The 19,144-nt window shown below is 72.6% G+C and carries 17 protein-coding genes; 7 read left to right on the forward strand and 10 right to left on the reverse strand.

All coding sequences use genetic code 11. The features are described from left to right. The first annotated feature begins 144 nt into the window (after positions 1–144). A complete protein-coding gene (locus ACIQ8J_RS17895; protein WP_403272462.1) occupies positions 145–2,163 on the forward strand; it encodes an NB-ARC domain-containing protein in 2,019 nt (672 codons plus the stop codon). A 16-nt stretch (positions 2,164–2,179) separates the two neighbouring features. Here ACIQ8J_RS17895 and ACIQ8J_RS17900 read toward each other — a convergent pair whose 3' ends face one another. Next, positions 2,180–3,865, reverse strand: a complete 1,686-nt coding sequence (locus ACIQ8J_RS17900; protein WP_403607857.1) for a translation initiation factor 2 — start codon at positions 3,863–3,865, stop codon at positions 2,180–2,182. Positions 3,866–4,053: 188 nt separating this feature from the next. Here ACIQ8J_RS17900 and ACIQ8J_RS17905 point away from each other — a divergent pair, with 188 nt between their 5' ends. Continuing rightward, positions 4,054–4,509, forward strand: coding sequence for a hypothetical protein (locus ACIQ8J_RS17905; protein ID WP_403272464.1), 456 nt, complete (start codon positions 4,054–4,056; stop codon positions 4,507–4,509). A gap of 42 nt (positions 4,510–4,551) precedes the next feature. Here ACIQ8J_RS17905 and ACIQ8J_RS17910 read toward each other — a convergent pair whose 3' ends face one another. Together ACIQ8J_RS17910 and ACIQ8J_RS17915 are read right to left on the reverse strand one after the other, a co-directional pair. Then, the gene (locus tag ACIQ8J_RS17910) at positions 4,552–5,811 is read right to left on the reverse strand and encodes an MFS transporter (protein WP_403272465.1); all 1,260 of its coding nucleotides are present in this window, start codon (positions 5,809–5,811) and stop codon (positions 4,552–4,554) included. Continuing rightward, entirely contained in the window at positions 5,808–7,190 is a 1,383-nt protein-coding gene (locus ACIQ8J_RS17915) for a GH1 family beta-glucosidase (protein WP_403272466.1), read from the reverse strand. Before ACIQ8J_RS17915 ends, ACIQ8J_RS17910 begins: the two co-directional genes overlap by 4 nt. A 109-nt stretch (positions 7,191–7,299) precedes the next feature. Between ACIQ8J_RS17915 and ACIQ8J_RS17920 the strand changes: the two genes are divergently transcribed. From ACIQ8J_RS17920 to ACIQ8J_RS17930, 3 genes are all read left to right on the forward strand, one after another. Beyond that, positions 7,300–7,980: a histidine phosphatase family protein gene (locus ACIQ8J_RS17920; RefSeq protein WP_403272565.1), complete on the forward strand. Its 681-nt coding sequence runs from the start codon at positions 7,300–7,302 to the stop codon at positions 7,978–7,980. A gap of 160 nt (positions 7,981–8,140) precedes the next feature. Further along, positions 8,141–8,647: a SigE family RNA polymerase sigma factor gene (locus tag ACIQ8J_RS17925; RefSeq protein ID WP_403272467.1), complete on the forward strand. Its 507-nt coding sequence runs from the start codon at positions 8,141–8,143 to the stop codon at positions 8,645–8,647. Between the two features lie 85 nt (positions 8,648–8,732). Beyond that, positions 8,733–9,950 carry a hypothetical protein gene (locus ACIQ8J_RS17930; RefSeq protein WP_403272468.1) on the forward strand — a complete coding sequence of 406 codons (1,218 nt, stop codon included), beginning with the start codon at positions 8,733–8,735 and terminating at the stop codon, positions 9,948–9,950. Positions 9,951–10,010: 60 nt separating this feature from the next. On the opposite strand, the gene ACIQ8J_RS17935 is transcribed toward ACIQ8J_RS17930, so the two are convergent. After that, on the reverse strand, positions 10,011–11,729 hold the full coding sequence (locus ACIQ8J_RS17935) for a bifunctional 3'-5' exonuclease/DNA polymerase (RefSeq protein WP_403272469.1): 1,719 nt from the start codon (positions 11,727–11,729) through the stop codon (positions 10,011–10,013). A gap of 155 nt (positions 11,730–11,884) precedes the next feature. Here ACIQ8J_RS17935 and ACIQ8J_RS17940 point away from each other — a divergent pair, with 155 nt between their 5' ends. Then, positions 11,885–12,793 carry an NADP-dependent oxidoreductase gene (locus ACIQ8J_RS17940; RefSeq protein WP_403272470.1) on the forward strand — a complete coding sequence of 303 codons (909 nt, stop codon included), beginning with the start codon at positions 11,885–11,887 and terminating at the stop codon, positions 12,791–12,793. On the opposite strand, the gene ACIQ8J_RS17945 is transcribed toward ACIQ8J_RS17940, so the two are convergent. Next, a complete protein-coding gene (locus ACIQ8J_RS17945) occupies positions 12,783–13,685 on the reverse strand; it encodes an AraC family transcriptional regulator (protein WP_403272471.1) in 903 nt (300 codons plus the stop codon). The two genes, ACIQ8J_RS17940 and ACIQ8J_RS17945, sit on opposite strands and share 11 nt — an antisense overlap. A gap of 116 nt (positions 13,686–13,801) precedes the next feature. Between ACIQ8J_RS17945 and ACIQ8J_RS17950 the strand changes: the two genes are divergently transcribed. After that, a complete protein-coding gene (locus tag ACIQ8J_RS17950) occupies positions 13,802–14,695 on the forward strand; it encodes an MBL fold metallo-hydrolase (RefSeq protein WP_403272472.1) in 894 nt (297 codons plus the stop codon). Positions 14,696–14,704: 9 nt separating this feature from the next. Here the strand turns inward: ACIQ8J_RS17950 and ACIQ8J_RS17955 are convergent, their stop codons facing one another. The 5 genes from ACIQ8J_RS17955 to serC all read right to left on the reverse strand — a co-directional run bounded on the left by ACIQ8J_RS17955 (position 14,705) and on the right by serC (position 19,140). Then, a complete protein-coding gene (locus ACIQ8J_RS17955) occupies positions 14,705–15,385 on the reverse strand; it encodes a GDSL-type esterase/lipase family protein (protein WP_403272473.1) in 681 nt (226 codons plus the stop codon). A gap of 125 nt (positions 15,386–15,510) precedes the next feature. After that, positions 15,511–16,173, reverse strand: a complete 663-nt coding sequence (locus ACIQ8J_RS17960) for a DUF4360 domain-containing protein (protein WP_403272474.1) — start codon at positions 16,171–16,173, stop codon at positions 15,511–15,513. Positions 16,174–16,432: 259 nt separating this feature from the next. Next, positions 16,433–17,047: a class F sortase gene (locus tag ACIQ8J_RS17965; protein WP_403272475.1), complete on the reverse strand. Its 615-nt coding sequence runs from the start codon at positions 17,045–17,047 to the stop codon at positions 16,433–16,435. Between the two features lie 4 nt (positions 17,048–17,051). Further along, entirely contained in the window at positions 17,052–17,720 is a 669-nt protein-coding gene (locus ACIQ8J_RS17970; RefSeq protein ID WP_403272476.1) for a hypothetical protein, read from the reverse strand. A 301-nt stretch (positions 17,721–18,021) separates the two neighbouring features. After that, positions 18,022–19,140, reverse strand: a complete 1,119-nt coding sequence (gene serC, locus ACIQ8J_RS17975; RefSeq protein WP_403272477.1) for a phosphoserine transaminase — start codon at positions 19,138–19,140, stop codon at positions 18,022–18,024. Between the last annotated feature and the right edge of the window lie 4 nt (positions 19,141–19,144).

A 19,144-nucleotide genomic window follows, 5' to 3' on the forward strand; every position in this document is an offset into this window, starting at 1 on the left:
TGACCTGGGGCTTTTGCTTTTTCGGGGCTCGAACCGGAGCTCTCGGGTCTTCGGCTGTGCCGGACGCCCGGCGGGGAAAGTCTCTAGAGTGCGTGATCGTCGGGCAGTGCGTGCAGGGCACTGCGGATGGTCGAGAGGGCTGCTGTGAGGGTCGAACTTCCGCCGGAGCCGGTGTACTTCGTCAACCGCGACGAGGAGCAGGAGCGTGCCCTGCGGGCCGTGACGCAATGGGCGGGCCGTTCCCGCCCGCTGGTCCTGGCCTTGAGCGGGCCGGCCGGTCTGGGGAAGACGGAGCTGGCCGGTCTGATCGCCCGCACGCTGCTCGACCGCTACCCCTTCGCCGACGGTGTGCTGTCCATCGACCTCGACGACTTCCGGGTGGACGGCGTGCTGGACCCCGGTGACGTGCTCTCGCAGTTGCTGACTTCCCTCGACGTGACGCCGGACCAGGTCCAGGCCCAATACGCGGCGCGGTGCAGGCAGTACTGGAACAGGACCTCCGAGGCGAAACTGGTCCTGCTGCTGGACAACGCGCGCTATGCCTCGGAGGTCGTTCCCCTGCTTCCGGCGTCGGGCGACAGCGTGGTGATCGTCACGAGCCACGGTCCGCTCCACGACCTCGAAGCCGGAACCGCGGTGGATCTGGCGCTGCCGCCATTGGAGGAGCAGGCGGCGGCGGAGCTGCTGGAGCTGATCGCCCGCGACCACCGGCTGGCCGCCGACCCGGAGGCGGCGCGGGCGGTGGTCCGGTTGTGCGACGGTCTCCCCGCGGCGCTGCACGTGGCGGGCCGGTGGGTGCGCGCGCACCGGCTGCGTCCGCTCTCCCGCATCCTCGCGGATCTCCAGGCCGCGTTGGACGAGAAGGGCGTGTCCGGCGTGGAGCACATCTGGGACATGACCTATGCCGATCTGTCCCGCCCGGCGGCCCTGCTCTACCGGCTGCTTCCGCACCATCCCGGTGAGACGTTCACGCTCCACTCGGCCACCGCGTTGTCGGGACTGGGCCGGGACGCCTGCGAGGACGCCCTGGAGGAGTTGCACCGGGCCGGCTTACTGGACCTGCGTCTGCTGTCGCTGACGGAGGCCGGCCAGATGAGGCTGCCGGGGCCGCAGCGCGGGCACGCCTTGCGCCGGTCCCGCCGCGAGGCGGCCGAGGGGGAGGTGGCCGAGGCACAGGTGCGGCTGCTGCGCTGGTTCGTACGGCAGGCCCAGCTGGCCGACCGGTTCGCCGCCGGCCGCCGTCTGACTGTCGTGGCTCTCTTCGACCCCGTTCCCGGCGCGCCGGACGTTCCACTGGAGGATCCGGAAGCGGTCGCGGACGACGCGGCACGGGCCGAACGCGCCGAACGGGCGGCGCGTTGGCTGGACGAGGAACGCCATGTGCTGTTCGGCTGCTCGCGCCTGGCCCACGGCCGTGAGATGGACACCGAGGTCGTGGCCCTGTCCGAGCCGGTGTGGACGCATGCACTCGACCACCCCCACCAGTCCGAGGTGACCGAGCTCTTCCGGCGCACCGTCGACTCGGCGGTCCGGCACGGCGGGAACCCGGGGTGGCTGGTGCGCACGCGCTGCCAGCTGGCCAGGCCGCTGTGGGAGTCGGGAGAACTGGGCGAGGCCGAGGACCAGCTCCTCGGCGCGATGTCCGCCCGGGACCTGCTGGGGGACTCCGAACGGGACCGCAAGCTCGCCGCCTCGGCCGTCGAGCACCGCGGCATGCTCAAGGGCGCACGCGGTGAGTGGAGTGCGGCTCTGGCGGACTTCACCGTCTCCCGCGACATGCACCAGGCGATCCCCAACCCGTACGGCGTCCTGCTCCAGACCTATCGGATGGGCGAGGCGAACGCGAAGGTGGGAGACCTGGAGACGGCGCATCGTCTGCTGCGCGAGGCACACACCGGGTTCGTGGCCGAGAAGCGCGAGAGGCTGATCGGGCGTTCGGCGTTCGCCCTCGCGGGCGTCCTCCACCGGCTCGGTCGTACGGACGAGGCCCGTGCGCTGTACCAGCAGTCGCTGGCACGTGCCGACAGGCGGCGCTCCGGCTTCGACCGGGCCCGCGTGCACGACGCACTCGCCGAACTGGCCACGGCCGAAGGGCACTTGGCGGAGGCGGCGGAGCATCGCGAGGCGGCGCGGACCCTCCGGTGGCGCAACGGCCTGATCTAGGGGCCCAGGACACCCCCTAGATCACCTGCGCGGCTTCGGCGTCCGTGGCTGGACGGAGCGTGATGCGGAAGGCCCGGTCACCGATGAGGCAGGTCATCCGGGTCGGGCCGGCCGGGAGGGGCTGAGGGGAGACCAGCCGGGCGTGCACGGCCGACAGCGCGACGGCCGGGTCGATCCTTACGATCCGGCCGTCTTCGGATCGCGGCTCGACCTGGACGGCGTACGTCTGCTCATGACCGCGGACCCGGAGCAGGCATCCGCCGCACGGCAGCAGAGCCGCGGCCGAACGGCAGCCGGGGTAGGCGGACAGCGCGTGCCGGGTCCACCCGCCGGCGGTCCAGGCCAGGTCCACGGGGGCGGCGGACGCCGGGAGCGGACGACGGTACAACAGGCCGGCCGAGCGGGCGAGTTGCTCGGCGGCGGCGCCGTGCTCCACGGCGAGGTGGTGGCCGGACGCCCCTTGGCCGACCGGGTGCCGGGTGATCCGTATGCCGGCCGCGGTGGTCGCGACGTGCACGTCGAATGCCGTGGGGACACGCGGGGCGGGTGCGGGTGCGGGCAGCAGCCGGGGCGCGACGTCGTGGGCGGGTGGCGCGAGACCGAGCAGGGCGTAGACCTCGGTCCGCAGGAGGGCCGCGGCTTCGCCGGGGGGCGCGAACGCCGCTTGCGCAGCGGTGCGCCCGGGGCCCGGCCGGTACGCCCGCAGCGCGTCGACAAGGTCCTCGGCGCGTCCCAACTGCGGTATCCGGTCGAGGAGTACGTGCATCGGGCTGCCGGGGATCAGCTCGCCGCCGCCGCGGTGGACGCTCACGACGGGGCGGTCCTGGGCGGCGCAGTAGTACAGGGCGGCGGAGCCGTGGTCGGTGACCAGGGCGTCGGCGGCGATGAGGACCGAGGCCCACTCCTCGTGCGGATCCGGCAGGATCATTCCCGCGTCGAGGGCCGGCGCCAGGCGCTCGGTCAGCTCGTACGTCCCGAGCAGGCTGCGCTCATTGGGGTGGACCACGAGCGCCAACTGGTATTCGTCGCAGGGCAGTTGGGCCGCGAGCCGGGCGGGCAGTCCGGGGTGTTGCCGGATGAGGGACTCGGGCCCCCAGGTGGAGACCAGGACCAGCAGCCGGCGGGCCCCGGTGTCCAGCGCCGCCCGGTAGCGGTCGCGCAGGGACGTCGAGGCGAGGACGCGTTCCAGAGTGGGATCGCCGATCACCTTCGCGCGCCGGGCGGCCCGCGGACTGGTGGCGGCGAGCCTGGCGACCTGATCGGGATGGGCCAAGGCGTGCAGTGCTATCGGAGCGTGGCTGTGGGTTCGTCGCAGATACGCCGGGTCCAGCCCGGACGCCGAGTCGGCCGAACCCTCGCCGGGGATCGACTTGTTGAAGCCCGCGCCGTGCGGCAGGAGGACGTGCGGGCCGCGCAGCAGCCCCAGGTCGCCCTTCGGGCTCGCCCCTACGACCAGGTCGTGGGGGCGAGCGCACGCCTCGCTCCACGGCACCGTGCGGCCTCCGAGGGCCTCGATCGCGCGGAGCGCGTCGGCTCCGAAGTCCGAACCGGGGACGAGGGTGAACAGCCGGGTGATCCGGTCGTCACCGGAGAATATGGGGAGAACGTCGAGCAGGCGGTACAGGGCCACCGCCGACCGGGCCGCGAACAGAACCGTTCGTCCGTCGTCCGTCGTCCGTCGTCCGTCGTCCGTCGTCCGCAAGTGTCCAGTCTATCGGTGGCCGACGGCCGAGAATGGGTGTTTTCGCAGGTCGGGGCGGGTTCACTCGCGTCGTCGGGCGACATGATCCGATCCTATCGCGCACCGTTCGAAGGTCGCCGAGAGTGATCCGCGCCGCACATCGGGCAAGGGCGGTGCGGCATGCCGTGGCCGATCGCGAGGATGGTGCCATGAGTGACTGGGGAATCGCGCTGATCGCCGCGGGATCGGCGATCGCGGGCAGCGTTGTGACCGGCTGGTACGCCCGCAGCGCGGGCATCCGGCAGGCCGCCGCGGCACGCCACGCGGGGGACCGCCAGGCGGACGCGCTGCTCGAATCGGTTCGCATGACGCTCCGCGCCGAGTCCGGCCACCGCGAGTTCGCCCTCCGCCGCCAGACCTACGCGGAGTTCCTCGGAGCCGCGGAGGCCAGGATCCTCACCGAACGGAGCGGCCGGGGCCAGGCCGACGACGACGTCCAGTTGCAACGTGCCTTGGGCGGGGTGCTCCTGGAGGGCCCGCCCGATGCCGCCGCTGCCGCACAGCACCTCGTCGACTGTCTGCGACGCCATGAGAGGCCGGACGAGCTGAAGCGCGCGAAGCTGGCCTTCGTCTCGGTGGCGCAGGAGTGCTGCCGGCCGCGGTGACCTTCCCCGGGGCCGCCACCGGCCAGGAACCCCGAACACCCCCTAAGCCACCGACCGGATCCGCCGGACCAGCAGGGATCCCGCCACCCCGATCGCCCCCGCCAGCGCGTACAGCGCCCCGTATCCGCCCAGGTGGGTGACGATCGGTGCGGCGATTGCCGGGGCCAGGACCTGGGGCAGGGCGTTGGCGATGTTGATCACGCCGAGGTCCTTGCCGCGGTTCGCGGCGGTTGGCAGTACGTCGGTGAGCAGGGCGAAGTCGACGGAGGTGTACACCCCGTACCCGACCCCGAGCACCAGCGAGGCCACCACCGCGCCGGTCCAGGTCTGCCACACCGCGAGCAGCGTCGTCGCCGCCGAGATGACGAGGCCGGACCAGACGACGAAGACCTTGCGCCGGCCCGTGCGGTCCGACCAGATGCCGCTGATCACCACCGTGCCGAGCAGCGTGATCGCGTCGAGCGCGGTGAGGACGAGCACCCCGGTGTCCGCGTCGCCCCGGTAGTGGACCGCGTCGGTGAGGTAGTACAGCAGGTACATCGTGCTGATGGAGTACGACAGGTTCATCAGGAACCGGGTCAGCCACGCCCACCCGAAGTCCGGGAAGCGGCGCGGATCGATCCAGAATCCCGACGCGAACTCCCGCCAGCGGAAGGGTGGTTGATCGCGCGCGAGCAGCGCCGCGTCGCGGCGCATCAGTACGTACGGCAGGAGCGCGAGCAGCGAGAAGGCCGCGCAGGCCAGGTACCCCGCCGTGATTCCGCCCGCCACCGTCGCCAGCGCCGTGCCGACCAGGATGCCGCCGACCTGCGACACCCCCAGCCAGCCGCCGACCGTGCCGCGCTGCCGGCGCGGAACCTGGTCCGGCACGGCGGCGGTCAGCGCGGCGAACGAGGCGTTGAGCGCCAGCTGCACCAGGCACCAGCCCGCCGCCATCACGGCCACGTCCGGCGCCCACGCGAGGATCAGCAGCCCCGCGACCCCGCCCGCGCCGCCCGCCACGACCCAGGGGATCCGGCGACCCACCCGCGCCGTCGTGCGGTCGGACAGCGCGCCGAACACCGGGTTCGCCACCATCGACACGGCGGCGCCAAGTCCCGTCACCAGAGCGAGAGTTGATGCCTTGTGGTCGGGGGTGAAGCGTTCCGCCTGGCGGGCGAGGAGCAGTTGCAGCGGGCCGAACCACCCCACCCACAGCCCCAGGTTGGCCAGCGAGAGCGCCCCCACCCAGCGTCCGCCGGCCCGCTCCCCGGCGCCCTCCGGCGGCGAGCGCAGGGCGTCGGCGCCGGGCTGTGCCGTCATCGGCCGCCGCCCCGGATGACGTCCCGGTACCAGGCGTAGGAGTCCTTCGGCGTGCGCCGCAGCGTCTCGTAGTCGACGTGGACGAGCCCGAAGCGCTGCCGATACCCCTCCGCCCACTCGAAGTTGTCCAGGATCGACCAGACGAAGTAGCCGCGTACGTCGACGCCGTCCGCCATCGCCCGGTGCAGCGCGCGCAGATGGCCGTCGTGGTAAGCGATCCGCCGGGTGTCGGCCACCCGTCCGTCCGCCGGGTCGGGTCCGTCCCCGTACGAGCAGCCGTTCTCGGTGATGAGCAGCGGAGGGAGTGAAGTGCCGTACCGCGTACGGAAGTTGGTGAGCAGCTCGTACAGGCCGTCCGGCACCACCGGCCAGCCGAAGTCGGTCCGCTCGTGGCCCTCGATCTCGTGGAGGCCGAACGGCAGGTCCGGCGGGAGGGAGATCCCGGCGAGGCTGGTGACGGCGTCCGGCTTCGGGGCGCCGACCAGCGCCGGGTTGTAGTAGTTGATCCCGTACCAGTCGAGGGGCGCCGAGATGATCTCCAGGTCCTCGGCGACCGGGCCCGGCATCAGGGCGGCCAGGCCCTCGTCCGGGTAGGCGCCGGTGAGGATCGGGTCGGCGAAGAGGCGGTTCATCAGGGTGTCGTACAGCTCGGCGGCCGCGCGGTCCTCGTCCGTGTCCCCGGCCGTCCACACCGGACTGTGCGAGGCGGCGATGCCGATCTCGCGCGCCCCGGCGGCGCGCAGCGCCTCAACACCCAGGCCGTGCGCGAGGAGTTGGTGGTGGGCGACCGGTAGCGCGTCGAAGATCAGCCGCTTGCCGGGGGCGTGCTCGCCGAGCCCGTACCCGAGCAGCGTGATCTCGGCGGGCTCGTTGAGCGTGATCCAGCGCGGCACCCGGTCGGCGAGCCGCTCCGCGACGACCGAGGCGTACGCGGCGAACCGCTCGGCCGTGTCCCGGCTGAGCCAGCCGCCGCGCTCCTCCAGGGCGAGCGGGGTGTCCCAGTGGAACAGGGTGGGGACGGGGGCGATCCCGGCGGCGCACAGTTCGTCGACGAGCCGGTCGTAGAAGTCGAGGCCCCGCCGGTTGACCGGGCCCGTCCCGGTCGGCTGGACCCGCGGCCAGGAGACCGAGAACCGGTAGGCGCCGACGCCCAGTTGGGCCATCAGCGCCACGTCCTCGCGGTAGCGGTGGTAGTGGTCGGTGGCCACGTCCGCGTGCGAGCCGTCCTTGATCCGGCCGGCCTCCCCGGCGAACGCGTCCCACGCCGACGGCCCCCGCCCATCGACGTCCACCGCCCCCTCGATCTGAAACGCGGAGGCGGAGACCCCCCACAGGAACCCGGGCGGAAAGGAGGGCAGCGGCAGCGGCAGCGGCGTCATGGGGGAACTTTTGGGCCGGCGGGTGTGTCATGTCAATGGAAAGTGAACAATTATCAGGTTTGGGGTGGGGGTGTTGCGGTGTCGGCGGTGCGATATCAACTTCCAGATGATGACTGGCAGATATCAACTTCCCAATGTGATGGAGCAGCACGTGCAGCACTCGGCCCTCGCCACCCGCTACCTCTACCTGGCCCGGCACGGCGATGCCGGAGGGGAGGGTTCCGAACTGACCGGGGCGGGGCGGCGGCAGGCCGTGCTGCTCGGGCGGCGGCTCGCCGGGGTGCCGCTGGCCGCCGTGCACCACAGCCCGCTGGGCCGGGCCGCCGAGACGGCCCGCCTGATCGCGGCCGAACTGGACGGTGTGGCGGCGCGGGAGGCCGAGTGGGCGGGGGACCACGTTCCGTACTGGCCGGAGCGGGCCGAGCTCCCGGCCACCGACGCCGACCGCATCCTCGGCTTCCTCGGTGACCCGGACCCGCAGGAGCGGGTGCTCGGGCCCCGGCTGGCCCGCGAGGCGATGGCCCGCTGCACCGGCCCCGCCACCGGCTCCGCCCCACGCCACGAACTCGTCGTCACCCACAACTTCCTCATCGGCTGGCTGGTGCGGGCCGCGCTCGACGCCCCCGACTGGCGCTGGATCGGGCTCAACCACTGCAACGCCGCCCTGACCGTCATCCGCTACGCCCCCGACCGCCCGGCATCCGTGCTGCTCTACAACGACATGGCGCACCTGCCGGCCGAGCTGAAGTGGACCGGCTTTCCGCCGGAATTCGCCGAGTTGAAGGTGTGATCCAGCCGGTTCGCGGGCGGTGGGGAGCCGGTCGGGGAAAGCGGGTGAAACATTGCCGGGGGTCCGGCGCGTCAGTGGGGTGTAGGGGCGGGGCGAGAGACGGGTGGGGGCGGGGCGGGCTGTGAGGCAGCTGTGGCAGAGGGTGCAGGGGAGACCGGGGGTGTCGGCCCGGACGGATGACTTCCTGGAGTTCGCTTCGGGGCGCGCCGACCAGCTCTTCCGGTCCGCCTGCCTGCTGACCAGCGGTGACACCCACCTCGCCGAGGATCTGGTGCAGGAAACGCTGGGCCGGATGTACGTGCTGTGGGGGCGGATCTCCAAGGTCGACAACCCGGCGGGCTATGCGCAGACGGTGCTCGTACGGACCTTCCTCACCCACCGCCGACGCCGCTCGGCCACCGAACGGCCGCTCGGCGAACTCCCCGACCGCGCGGCGGCCACCGGCGAGGACCCGGCCCTGCGCGTGGCACTGCTCGACGCGCTCGGCCAGTTGGCGCCCAAGGACCGGGCGGTCATCGTGCTCCGGTACTGGGAGGACCGCAGCATCGAGGAGACGGCGGACGCCATGAACGTCAGCTCGGCCGCCGTGCGCACCCGCTCGGTACGCGCCCTCGCCAAGCTCCGCGACCGGCTCGGCGGCTCCCTCACCGAGTTCGCCACACGCTGACGCCCCGATATACCGACTCCGTCTCCAACGACTCCGTCACCGACATCGAATTTCCATCGATCAGGACAGGAAGGTGTGGTTTGCCATGCCCTTTGAGGACCGACTCGGCGAGGCCATGCGCCACACCGGAGACAGCTTCGAACTCGAACACCGCCGAGACCTGGTGGAGACCGGCCTGGTCCGGGGCCGCCGCCGACTGGCCCGGCGCCGGACCGCCGCTGTCGCCGGCAGCGTGCTCGCGCTCGCCGCGGTGGGCCTCGGCAGTGCGTACGCCGGAGGGCTCGTCGGCGGCACCGGCCCGGACGCCTCGGTGGCCGCGCCGCCGAAGCCCACGCAGCAGAGCGGCGACAGCAGCGGGGAGCAGATGGTCGCGCTCTTCAAATCGCTGCTCCCCGCGGGCACCCTCACCGAGGAGACGGGGCGGGGTGCGGGCGGCCCCGGGGGCCTCGGCGCACCGTACGCGTCGGCCGTCTTCGACGACGGGAAGGGCGCCGGGCTGGTCTCGCTCGGGGTCAGCAGGGTCGACCCCGGCAGCGAGTCCGGCAGCCAGCAGGTCACCTGCCCCGCCCCGTCCGCCACCGGCTACGACGCCTGCAAGGCCGAGAAGCTGGCCGACGGCTCCCGGTACATGCTGTTCCAGGGCTACGAGTACCCCGACCGGCGCGAGCCGACGAAATCATGGCGGGCCGTCCTGCTCACCCCCGACGGCGCCCTGGTCGACGCGAGCGAGTGGAACGCGCCCGCCGAGAAGGGCGCCCAGGTCTCCCGGGACACCCCGCCGCTCACCGCCGAGCAGCTCAAGTCGCTGGTCACATCCCCCAAGTGGCTTCCGGTGGCGTACGGGCTCAAGGCGCCCGAGAAGCGGGATCCCGTCCGCACGGGGCCCTCCGCCGAGGCGGTCCAGAAGCAACTCGTCGCGCTGCTGCCCGCGGGCAAGTCGCTCAAGGTGGTGGAGAAGGACGGCCAGGACGGTTACGCCTCTCTCGTCGTCGACGACGGCGAGGGCAGGAGCCTGGTGCAGGTCAATGTGCAGACCGGGATGTCCGACGTCGCGCCGAGCGGCGAGACCTCGACCCTGCCGGACGGCACCCGGATCGGCCTGGAGAAGCAGCAGGGCGAGAAGGGCGGTGCCGGGGTGGTCTGGTGGACCGCCGACACCGTGCGCCCCGACGGGTTCCGGGTCGTCGTCTCCGCTTTCAACACCGGAGACCAGCACAAGGCGGCCACCCGCGCCAAGCCCGTCCTCACCCTGAACGAGCTGAGGACGATCGCGCTCGACCCGCACTGGCTCAGCCTCAAGTAGCCGTGCGGATGCCTCGTCCCGGCTCGGGTTCACTCCAGTCCAAGTGGCCGAGCACCACGGCTACTTGGCGTCCGAATAGCGCTCCACCACCGCCGTCGTGAACGGGAAGCGCACCGGAGTGTTCCCGAAGGCGATCCGTCCGGCCAGTTCGCCGGCCTCGCGGATCGCCTTCGTCACGGCCTCGGCCTCCTCGGCCGGGCAGTGCACGATCACCTCGTCGTGCTGGAAGAAGACCAGCTCGGCCCGGAGCCCGGCCGCGAAGAGCGCCTGGCGCAGCGCGGCGAGCAGCAGCAGGGCCCAGTCGGCGGCGCTGCCCTGCACCACGAAGTTCCGGGTGAACCGGCCACGCGCACGGGCGTTGCTGGAGGCGTAGCCCGGTGTGAACTCCCCTGCATCCGTGGCGAGTTGGGCGTCCGGCTCCTGCGGGATGCCGGCCTCGTCGTCGTCCCCGGCCCCGGCCGCGGGCGGGCTGGTGCGGCCGAGCCAGGTGCGTACGAGGCGCCCCTCCTCGCCCGCCTTCGCCGCATCGTCCACGTACGCCACCGCGAGGGGGAAGCGTCTTCGCAGCGCGGCGAGGTTCTTCAGGCCGTCGCCCGAGGTCTGGCCGTAGATCGCGCCGAGCAGCGCCAGCTTGGCGTGTTCGCGGTCGCCGGAGAAGGCCCGGTCGGACAGCGAGGTGTACAGGTCGCCGTCGTGGCCCGCGACCTCCATCAGACCCGGGTCGCGGGAGATCGCGGCGAGCACCCTCGGCTCCATCTGGTCGGCGTCGGCGACCACCAGGCGCCAGCCCTCGTCGGCGACGACCGCCTGCCGTATCACCTTGGGGATCTGCAGAGCGCCCCCGCCGTTGGTCGTCCAGCGTCCGCTGACCGTGCCGCCCGGGGTGTACTCCGGCCGGAAGCGGCCCTCGCGCACCCAGTCCTGCAGCCAGCTCCAGCCGTGCGCGGTCCAGATCCGGTACAGCTTCTTGTGCTCGATCAGCGGCTCCACCGCCGGATGGTCGAGCTCGGCCAGCTCCCACCTCCTGGTCGACTTGACGCGGATCCCGGCCTCGCCGAAGGCCTTCACCACATCGGCGGGCAGATCCGGTCTGACCCGCCGCCCGAACGCCGCCGACACCTGGTCCGCCAGCTCGGCCAGGCGGCGCGGCTCGCCCCCGGCCCCGGTGCGGGGCGAGCCGCTGGCGTACCGCTCGCCGAGCAGTCCGTGCAGCACCTCGCGGTGCACATCGGCCCGCCACGGCAGCCCCGCCCGGTTCATCTCGGCGGCGACCAGCATCCCCGCCGACTCCGACGCGGTGAGCAGCCGCATGCGCCCCGGGTGCTCGGTGCGGTCGTGCCGGCGCTGCTGCTCCGCGTACACCTCCAGGAGCGCCTCGAAGGGCAGCCCGGCCGTGCTCCGGGGTTCGAAGAGGGACGACTGCGAGCCCGGTTCGGCCGCGCGGGGCGGCGGGTCGGCCGGTACGGGTCTGTGATGGAGCCGGGCCCAGGCGGCCGCCGCCGAGCGGGGCTCGCCGAACCGGCCCTCGTGCCCGAGCAGCAGCAGCTCGGCGTCCTCGATGTCGTAGCACCGCTCGACCCGCACCCCGGCGGCCAGCAGCCGGGGGTAGATCTCGGCGGTGGACCGCCACACCCAGCGGCCGACGCCGGGGCGGCCCCGGACGGCCTCGACCAGGTCGGCCTCCTCGCGCACCGGGCCCGTGGGCAGCCCGTCGTCACCGAGGGGTGCGAGCCGTGCCCCGCCGCCCTCGGTCGCCTCGATGGCCCACCGTTCGTCCACGTGATCGAGTCTGGCACCCGCCACTGACAACGGCCCGCCGCCTCGACGACGCGTGCGCCGTCCCGGGTGTGCCGCGGCTCCTGCGGGGCTCCACCGCTTCGGCGTACGGTCGGCGCGGCCGTCCCCACGCTGTGGGCGATACGAGGAGTGCTGTGATGGAAGCGATCGTGTTCGAGCGGTTCGGCGGACCCGAGGTGCTGGCCCTGGCCGAGACCGCGAAGCCGCGGCCCGGACCTGGTCAGGTGCGGGTCAAGGTGGTCGCGGCGGGCGTCAACCCGGTCGACTACAAGATCCGCAACGGCTGGATGCGGGGCCAGTTCCCGACCCCGCTCCCCGCGGTCCCGGGCCTGGAGCTGGCGGGCATCGTGGATGAACTGGGCGATGGCGTAACGGAGTTGGCGGTCGGCGACGCGGTGTTCGGGCAGTCCGACACCGGGGCGTACGCCGAGTACGCCCTGGCCACCCATGTCGTGCCCAAGCCCGCCGAGCTGACCTGGGAGCAGGCCGTCGCGCTGCCCGTCGCGGGCGAGACCTCCGAGCGCGTCCTCGGTCTGCTCGAACTCCGTGCGGGCGAGACCCTGTTGGTGCACGGCGCGGCGGGCGTGGTCGGCTCGGTCGGGGTGCAGCTCGCGGTGGCCCGGGGCGCCACCGTCATCGGCACCGCGGCCCCGGACAACCACGCCTTCCTGCGCGAGCTCGGCGCGGTGCCGGTGGCGTACGGGGAGGGCCTGGCCGAGCGGGTGCGCGCCCTCGTCCCGCAGGGCGTCGACGCGGTGTACGACGCGGCGGGCCGGGGCGCGCTGCCCGACTCGATCGCGCTGCGCGGCGGCAGCACCTCCCGCATCGTCACCATCGCCGACCCGGCCGCCGCCGAACTCGGCGTCGTCTTCAGCGGCGGCGGCACGGCGGCGCCCGAGCCCCTCTATGAGGCGCACGCCCGGCTCGCCGCCGAGGGCCGGCTGCGGGTCCGCGTCGCGGGGACCTTCCCGCTCGCCGACGCGGCGAAGGCCCTGGAGCTGAGCGAGACGGGCCGCCCCGGGGGCAAGCTCGTCATCAAGCCGTGACGCCGGCCCGGTAGCGCCCAGGCGTCGTGCCGTACTGCCTGCTGAAGGCGTGCGAGAGGGCGTACGGGGTGCTGTAGCCGACGCGCCGGGCGATGGTGTCGAGCGCGTCGGGGGTGGTCCGGAGCAGGGCCGCGGCCCGGGTCAGCCGCCACCACGTGAGGTACGCCATCGGCGCCCGGCCGACCAGGGCGGTGAACCTGCGCGCCAACGTGGCCCGGGACACGCCCACCTGGGCCGCGAGCCGCTCGTTGCTCCAGGCCTCGGCCGGGTCCTCGTGCAGGGCGCGCAGGGCCGCGGCCACCACCGGGTCGTGGAGCGCGGCCGGCCAGCCGGAGGTGGTGCTGTCCGTCATCCAGGCCCGTACGAGATAGACGAGCAGGAGGTCGAGCAGGCTCGGCAGGGCGACCGCCGAGCCGGGGTGCCCGGCGTCGACCTCGCGCCCCAACAGGTCGATGGCCGCCCGGAGTTCACCGTGGCGGCCGACCCGGTTGGGGATGTGCACGACGTCCGGGAGCTCCGCCATCAGCGGGTGCGCGTGCCGCCGGTCGAGCCGGTACTTGCCGCACAGCAGCTCCGTGTCGGCGGCGGAGTCGAAGACGGACCTGTCCGTCCAGCGCTCGAAGTCGACGGCCCGCTCGACGGTGGCCCGGTCGGCCGGGCGGTCGGCGATCACATGCCCGGTGCCGCGCGGAAGCAGCACCGCGTCGCCCGCGTTCAGACGGATCGCGGAACCTCCCTCGGGCAGCATCCAGCAGCTTCCCGCCAGGACGACGTGGAAGCCCGCGCCCTCGTACGGGGCCAGGCGCGCACACCAACTGCCGCCCACCCGCAGCCTGGTGGAGGAGGGGCGGCCCACCCGCACCGCGGAGATCGCGTCGCTCACCACGTCCATCCGGCCAGCCTAACGATGAGCCGTTCGCGTATCCAGATGAGCCGAAGGCGCATTGAGCGGCTCAGTCCGCCTTCTTAGGGTGGAGGGACCGGAATCGAGCACAAGGCGGCGGAGTCGTGCGGAGCATCACGTTGGGCGAGGTCGAGATCACCAGGGTCGTGGAGTGGGAGGGCGCGTTCGGGCCTGCGCGGGCGATCGTGCCCGGCGCCGGGCCGGAGGTGTGGAAGGCGAACGAGGACCTGCTCGCGCCGGACTTCTGGGAGCCCGACAGCGACCGCTGGATCGGGGCGCTCCAGACCTGGGTGCTGCGCAGCGGCGGGCGGACCGTGCTCGTGGACACCGGGATCGGCAACGGTCGCGAGCGGCCCAGCACTCCGATGTTCCACCACCGGAACACCGATTTCCTGGGGCAGTTGGCGGCCGCGGGGGTGCGGCCCGAAGACGTCGATGTCGTCGTCAACACCCATCTGCACGCCGACCACATCGGCTGGAACACCGTCGCCGCCGGACCCGGCGAATGGGTGCCCGCCTTCCCCAACGCCACCTATCTCATCCCGGCCGCCGACCACGCCCACTTCGACCCGGCGGGCGGGCGCAGCCTGCGCGTGGACGACGTCGCCCTCTTCGAGGACAGCGTCGCTCCGGTGGTGCGGGCCGGGCAGGCCGTGCTGTGGGAGGGCGAGCACCGTATCGACGGCAGCCTCGTCCTGGAGTCCGCGCCGGGGCACACGCCGGGCTCGTCCGTGCTGCGGCTCGCCTCCGGCGGCGAACGGGCCGTCTTCGTCGGCGATCTGATGCACAGCCCGGTGCAGCTGGCCGAACCGTCCTGCAACAGCTGCTTCTGCGAGGACGAGGCGCAGGCGGCGGCCACCCGGCACCGGATCCTCGGCCGCGCCGCCGACGAGCGCGAACTCGTCGTCCCCGCCCACTTCGGCGGCCCCGGCGCCTTCGAAGTCCGGCGCGAGGCAAGCCGGTTCGCGGTCAGCGGCTGGGCTTCGTACGACGTGTAGCCCGGTCGCCTACGGCGTGTAGCGGGCGCCCAGCTCCCAGGCGCCGTGCAGCGCGTCGGCGAAGGCGGCCGCCAGCTTGTGCTCGCCGCTCGGGCCCGGGTGCGTACCGTCGTAGGTGTCGCGGTGGATGTCGTACGAGTCCGGGACCGAGGCGAGCAGCAGCGGGGAGGCGGCCGTGTCGAGGTCGGCGACCGCCTTGGCGAGCAGCTCGTTGAAGCGGTCCACCTCGGCGGCGAACGGGGCGTCGTCCTCGGCCCGTACGTTGGGGATGACGGGCAGGCAGACCGTCCGGACCCGCGGGTTGGCCGCGCGGGCGCCCTCGACGAAGGCGCGCACGTTGGCGGCGGTCTGTTCGGCGTCCGTGTAGAAGCCGAGGTCTATCAGGCCGAGCGAGACGAGCAGCACGTCCGCCCGGCCCTCCGCGACCGCCCCGCCGATCGCCGGGGCCATGTGCAGCCAGCCCTCGCCCCAGCCCGCGAGGTGGCGGCGGGCGGCGGCCGGGAAGTCCGGGGCGGCGTAGTCGTGCGAGACGGGCGCCCCGGCCGCCGGGTCGTACAGGGCGTCACGCGGGCCGACTATCTCGTACGGGCCGTCGAAGGACGCTTCGAGGTGGCGCCACATGCGGTAGCGCCAGGTGAAGTCGCCGGGGCATCCGATGGTCATGGAGTCGCCGACGAAGAGAAAACGCATGGGGGTCATCATTACCGATCGGTACGGCGGGCGGCGACGTGACGGTGGACACCCCGCCCTGTACCTCCGGTGTCGCGGGGGTACGGACCCGGCGCGTGGCAGGATCCGCACCCCCGCGCGCGGCGTCAGCGCGTGGCCGGGCAGTCCTTCCAGGCCAGGTGGTAGACGGTCTGGATGTTGCCGTCGGTGGAGTCCATGGCGATGAAGCTGTTGGTCTTGGTCGGGTCGGAGGTGCCGGCGTTCACGCGCAGCTCGGTGTTGATGTTGAAGTTGCGCTGCACGCCGCAGGGCGCCCAGACGAGCTGGGCCCAGTCGGTGGCGTCGGTGGCCTCCCAGTCGTTGTCGAACGCGCCGTTGAAGGGGTGGGTCGTGGTCACCGTGTCCGGTGAGCCCTGGAAGTAGTACGAGGCCTTCTGGGCGGCGGTCGCGCCGCTCTCCAGGTGGGCGTAGCCGCGGTAGTCGGCGCTCGCGATGGCGTAGGTGAAGCCCTGCGGGACGTGCACGATCAGGTTGAGCTGGCAGTTCTTGCGGAAGTCGGTCGGCTGCGAGCCGACGCCCACCTGCGCCAGGTACTGGCTGTAGGTGACGGTGAAGGCGGTGTTGTCCGGGGAGACGGCGACCGCGGCGGTGCCCAGCGGACAGCCGGAGCCGTTGACGGTCGCGACCTCGATGACGATCTTGTCGGGCGGTACGACGATGCCGGGGTGGGCGGCGGGGCCCGTGTGGGCGAAGAGCGAGGTGGCGAGGAACGCTGCGGTAGCGCCGCTCGCGAGAAGTGCACCGGGCATGATGCTCCGATCGGTTGTCGGTGGCCGTGCGTGAAGTGGGGAGTCCAGCCGAGCGCCCATGCCTGCGGTGTGAAGTAGTTGAGGCATGGACATGTCAAACCTTCGGACCGGTCCGGCCGTGGTGCGGAGCGCGCCGGATCGCTTTGGATGGTAGGGACCAAGTGCCGTGCGGAATAGGGCGGTTATCGGCCGTGCGCGGGAGCCGGGGACACCCGCCCCCGGCCGCCCGGTCCGCGCCGGACGCGCCCTGGGGCATGCGTCAGGCCTCGCCGGTCAGATGGGCGAAGACGACGACGTTGGAGTCCCAGTGGCGGTTCTTGGTCAGTGAGCCGCCGCAGGTGATCAGCCGCAGTTCGGGCCGGTCGGTGGGGCCGTAGACCTTCTGGGTGGGGAAGTCGTCCTTCTTGAAGGTGTCCACCGAGTCGACGGCGAAGACCGCGTTGCCGCCGTCCTTGCGGTGCACGTCGATCCGCTCGCCCTTCTTGAGCCCGGCCAGATCGTGGAAGACGGCCCTGGCGACCTCGGCCGTGTCCAGGTGGCCGACGATCGTGGCCGGTCCGCGCTCGCCCGGAGCGGGCCCCTCCTTGTACCAGTCGGCCTCCATCGGCCGGTCGAACGCCGGCGTCTGCATCGTGCCGTCCGCCGCGAGGCCGATCTCGCCCAGCGGGGCGTTCACCTTGATGCCGGGGATGGCGATCCGGTCCGGGACGGAAGAGCCGAGCGCCGACGCGGGGGCCGCGCCGGCCGTGCCGGGCGGCGCGGCATCGTGCCCGCCGGACGAGCAGCCGGTGGCGGCAAGCGTCACGGTGAGGGCGGCGGCGCCCGCCAGGGTGGCCGCGCGGCCACCCCGGCGGGAGGTGGTGCGGGTGGTCACGCGCTCAGTCCTGGTTCCGGCCGCGGCGGTCGAGGAGGCGCGCACCGCCCAGCGCGCTCGCGCCGATCGCGGTGATGCCGAGGGCGAGCGCGGAGTTCGCCGCGGTGTGGTCCTCGGCCACGGGCGCCATACCGGTGTCCACGCCGCCCTTGGGCGCCGGGTAGCGGCCGACGGGCTCCTTGCTCCGGTCCGGGGAGGGCTTGGGGGAGGGCTTCTTGCCGTGGCCCTTGCTGTCGTCCTTGCCGTGGTCGTCCTTCGGCTCGCCGACGGTGAACTTGACCGTGTCGAACAGCTTGCCGTTCACGAAGGCCTGGACGCCGAAGTAGTCCCGCGGGTAGTCGGCGACGGTCGCCGTGCCGTGCCACACCCCGGCCGTCTTCGCGTCCGGGGTCAGGTCCACCCGGCCGCCGAAGGCCTTGGACACGACATGGGCGGTTCCCTTGCGGCCGCTGTCCTTGATGGTGACGGAGATCTTGTCGCCGGGGCGGCCGTTGTCCGCGGACAGCGTCACGCTCGGGGTGGACGCGGTCGGCGTGGGCTTCGCGGAAGCGGAGGGGGACGCGGAGTTCGTGGGGGTCGCCGAGGAGCCGTCGGAGGCGAACGCGGCGGCCGGAGCGGCGAGGGCGAGTGCCGCGGCGGCGGCGACGGCGGAAGCGGCGAGTGCCTTGCGCATAATCAATTCTCCCTTTTTGTCCGGCCGTTCACCGGATGCACCGACAAGGAGTGGCCTGTGCGCCGTTCGGTTTCGCCGGTACGGGAGGGTGCGTGCGGCCCCTGCCGAAGGTCCCGGGCAGGGAAAGCGCCCGGACCCTGCATCGATGACTCATCCCATACACCCGCTTTACCTGCATTTTTGGGACGTAAGTCCCGCGCCGGATCCCGGTATTCGGGCGCGCAGAGACGCGAAAGGGCCCGGCACCGTGGCGGTGCCGGGCCCTTCCTCGGCGTACGTGCCGACTACGTACGCGACATGCTCAGAGCTGGTCGATGACGTAGTCGATGCAGGCCGTCAGGGCCTCGACGTCCGCCGGGTCGATCGCCGGGAACATGGCGATGCGCAGCTGGTTGCGGCCGAGCTTGCGGTACGGCTCGGTGTCCACGATGCCGTTGGCGCGCAGCACCTTGGCGATCGCGGCGGCGTCGATGTCATCCGTGAAGTCGATCGTGCCGATGACCTGCGAGCGCTTCGCCGGGTCGGTGACGAACGGGGAGGCGTGCTTGGAGTCCTCGGCCCAGCCGTACAGGGTGCGCGAGGAGGTCGCCGTGCGGCGCACCGACCAGTCGAGGCCGCCCTGGCCGTTGATCCACTTCAGCTGCTCGTTGAGCAGGAACAGGGTGGACAGGGCGGGGGTGTTGTACGTCTGGTTCTTCAGCGAGTTGTCGATCGCGGTCGGCAGCGAGAAGAACTCGGGCACGTGGCGGCCGCTCGCGTGGATGCGCTGGGCGCGCTCCAGGGCGGCCGGGGAGAACGCCGCGAGCCACAGGCCGCCGTCGGAGGCGAACGACTTCTGCGGGGCGAAGTAGTAGACGTCGCTCTCGGTGATGTCGACGGGCAGGCCGCCGGCGCCGGAGGTCGCGTCCACCAGGACGAGGGCGCCCTCGTCGGCGCCCGCGACGCGCTTGATGGGCGCGGCGACACCGGTGGAGGTCTCGTTGTGCGTGAACGCGTACACGTCCACGCCCGCCTCGGCCCGCGGGTCCGGGTGCGTACCGGGGTCGCTGCTGATAACGGTCGGCTCGGTCAGCCAGGGCGCCAGCTTGGCGGCCTTCGCGAACTTGGACGAGAACTCGCCGAAGTTCAGGTGCTGGGACTTGTTCTCGATCAGGCCGTGCGTCGCGATGTCCCAGAACGCGGTGGAGCCGCCGTTGCCCAGGATCACCTCGTAGCCCTCGGGCAGGGAGAAGAGGTCGCGTACGCCCTGGCGCACCTCGCCGACCAGGTTCTTGACCGGGGCCTGGCGGTGGGAGGTGCCGAGGAGGGAGGTACCGGTGGCGGCCAGGGCGTCCAGCGCCTCCGTACGCACCTTGGAGGGGCCCGCGCCGAAACGGCCGTCGGCGGGCTTCATGTCAGCGGGAATCTGGATCTCAGCCACGGCC

The organism is Streptomyces sp. NPDC094147, assembly GCF_044764265.1.
Taxonomy (GTDB): Bacteria; Actinomycetota; Actinomycetes; order Streptomycetales; family Streptomycetaceae; genus Streptomyces.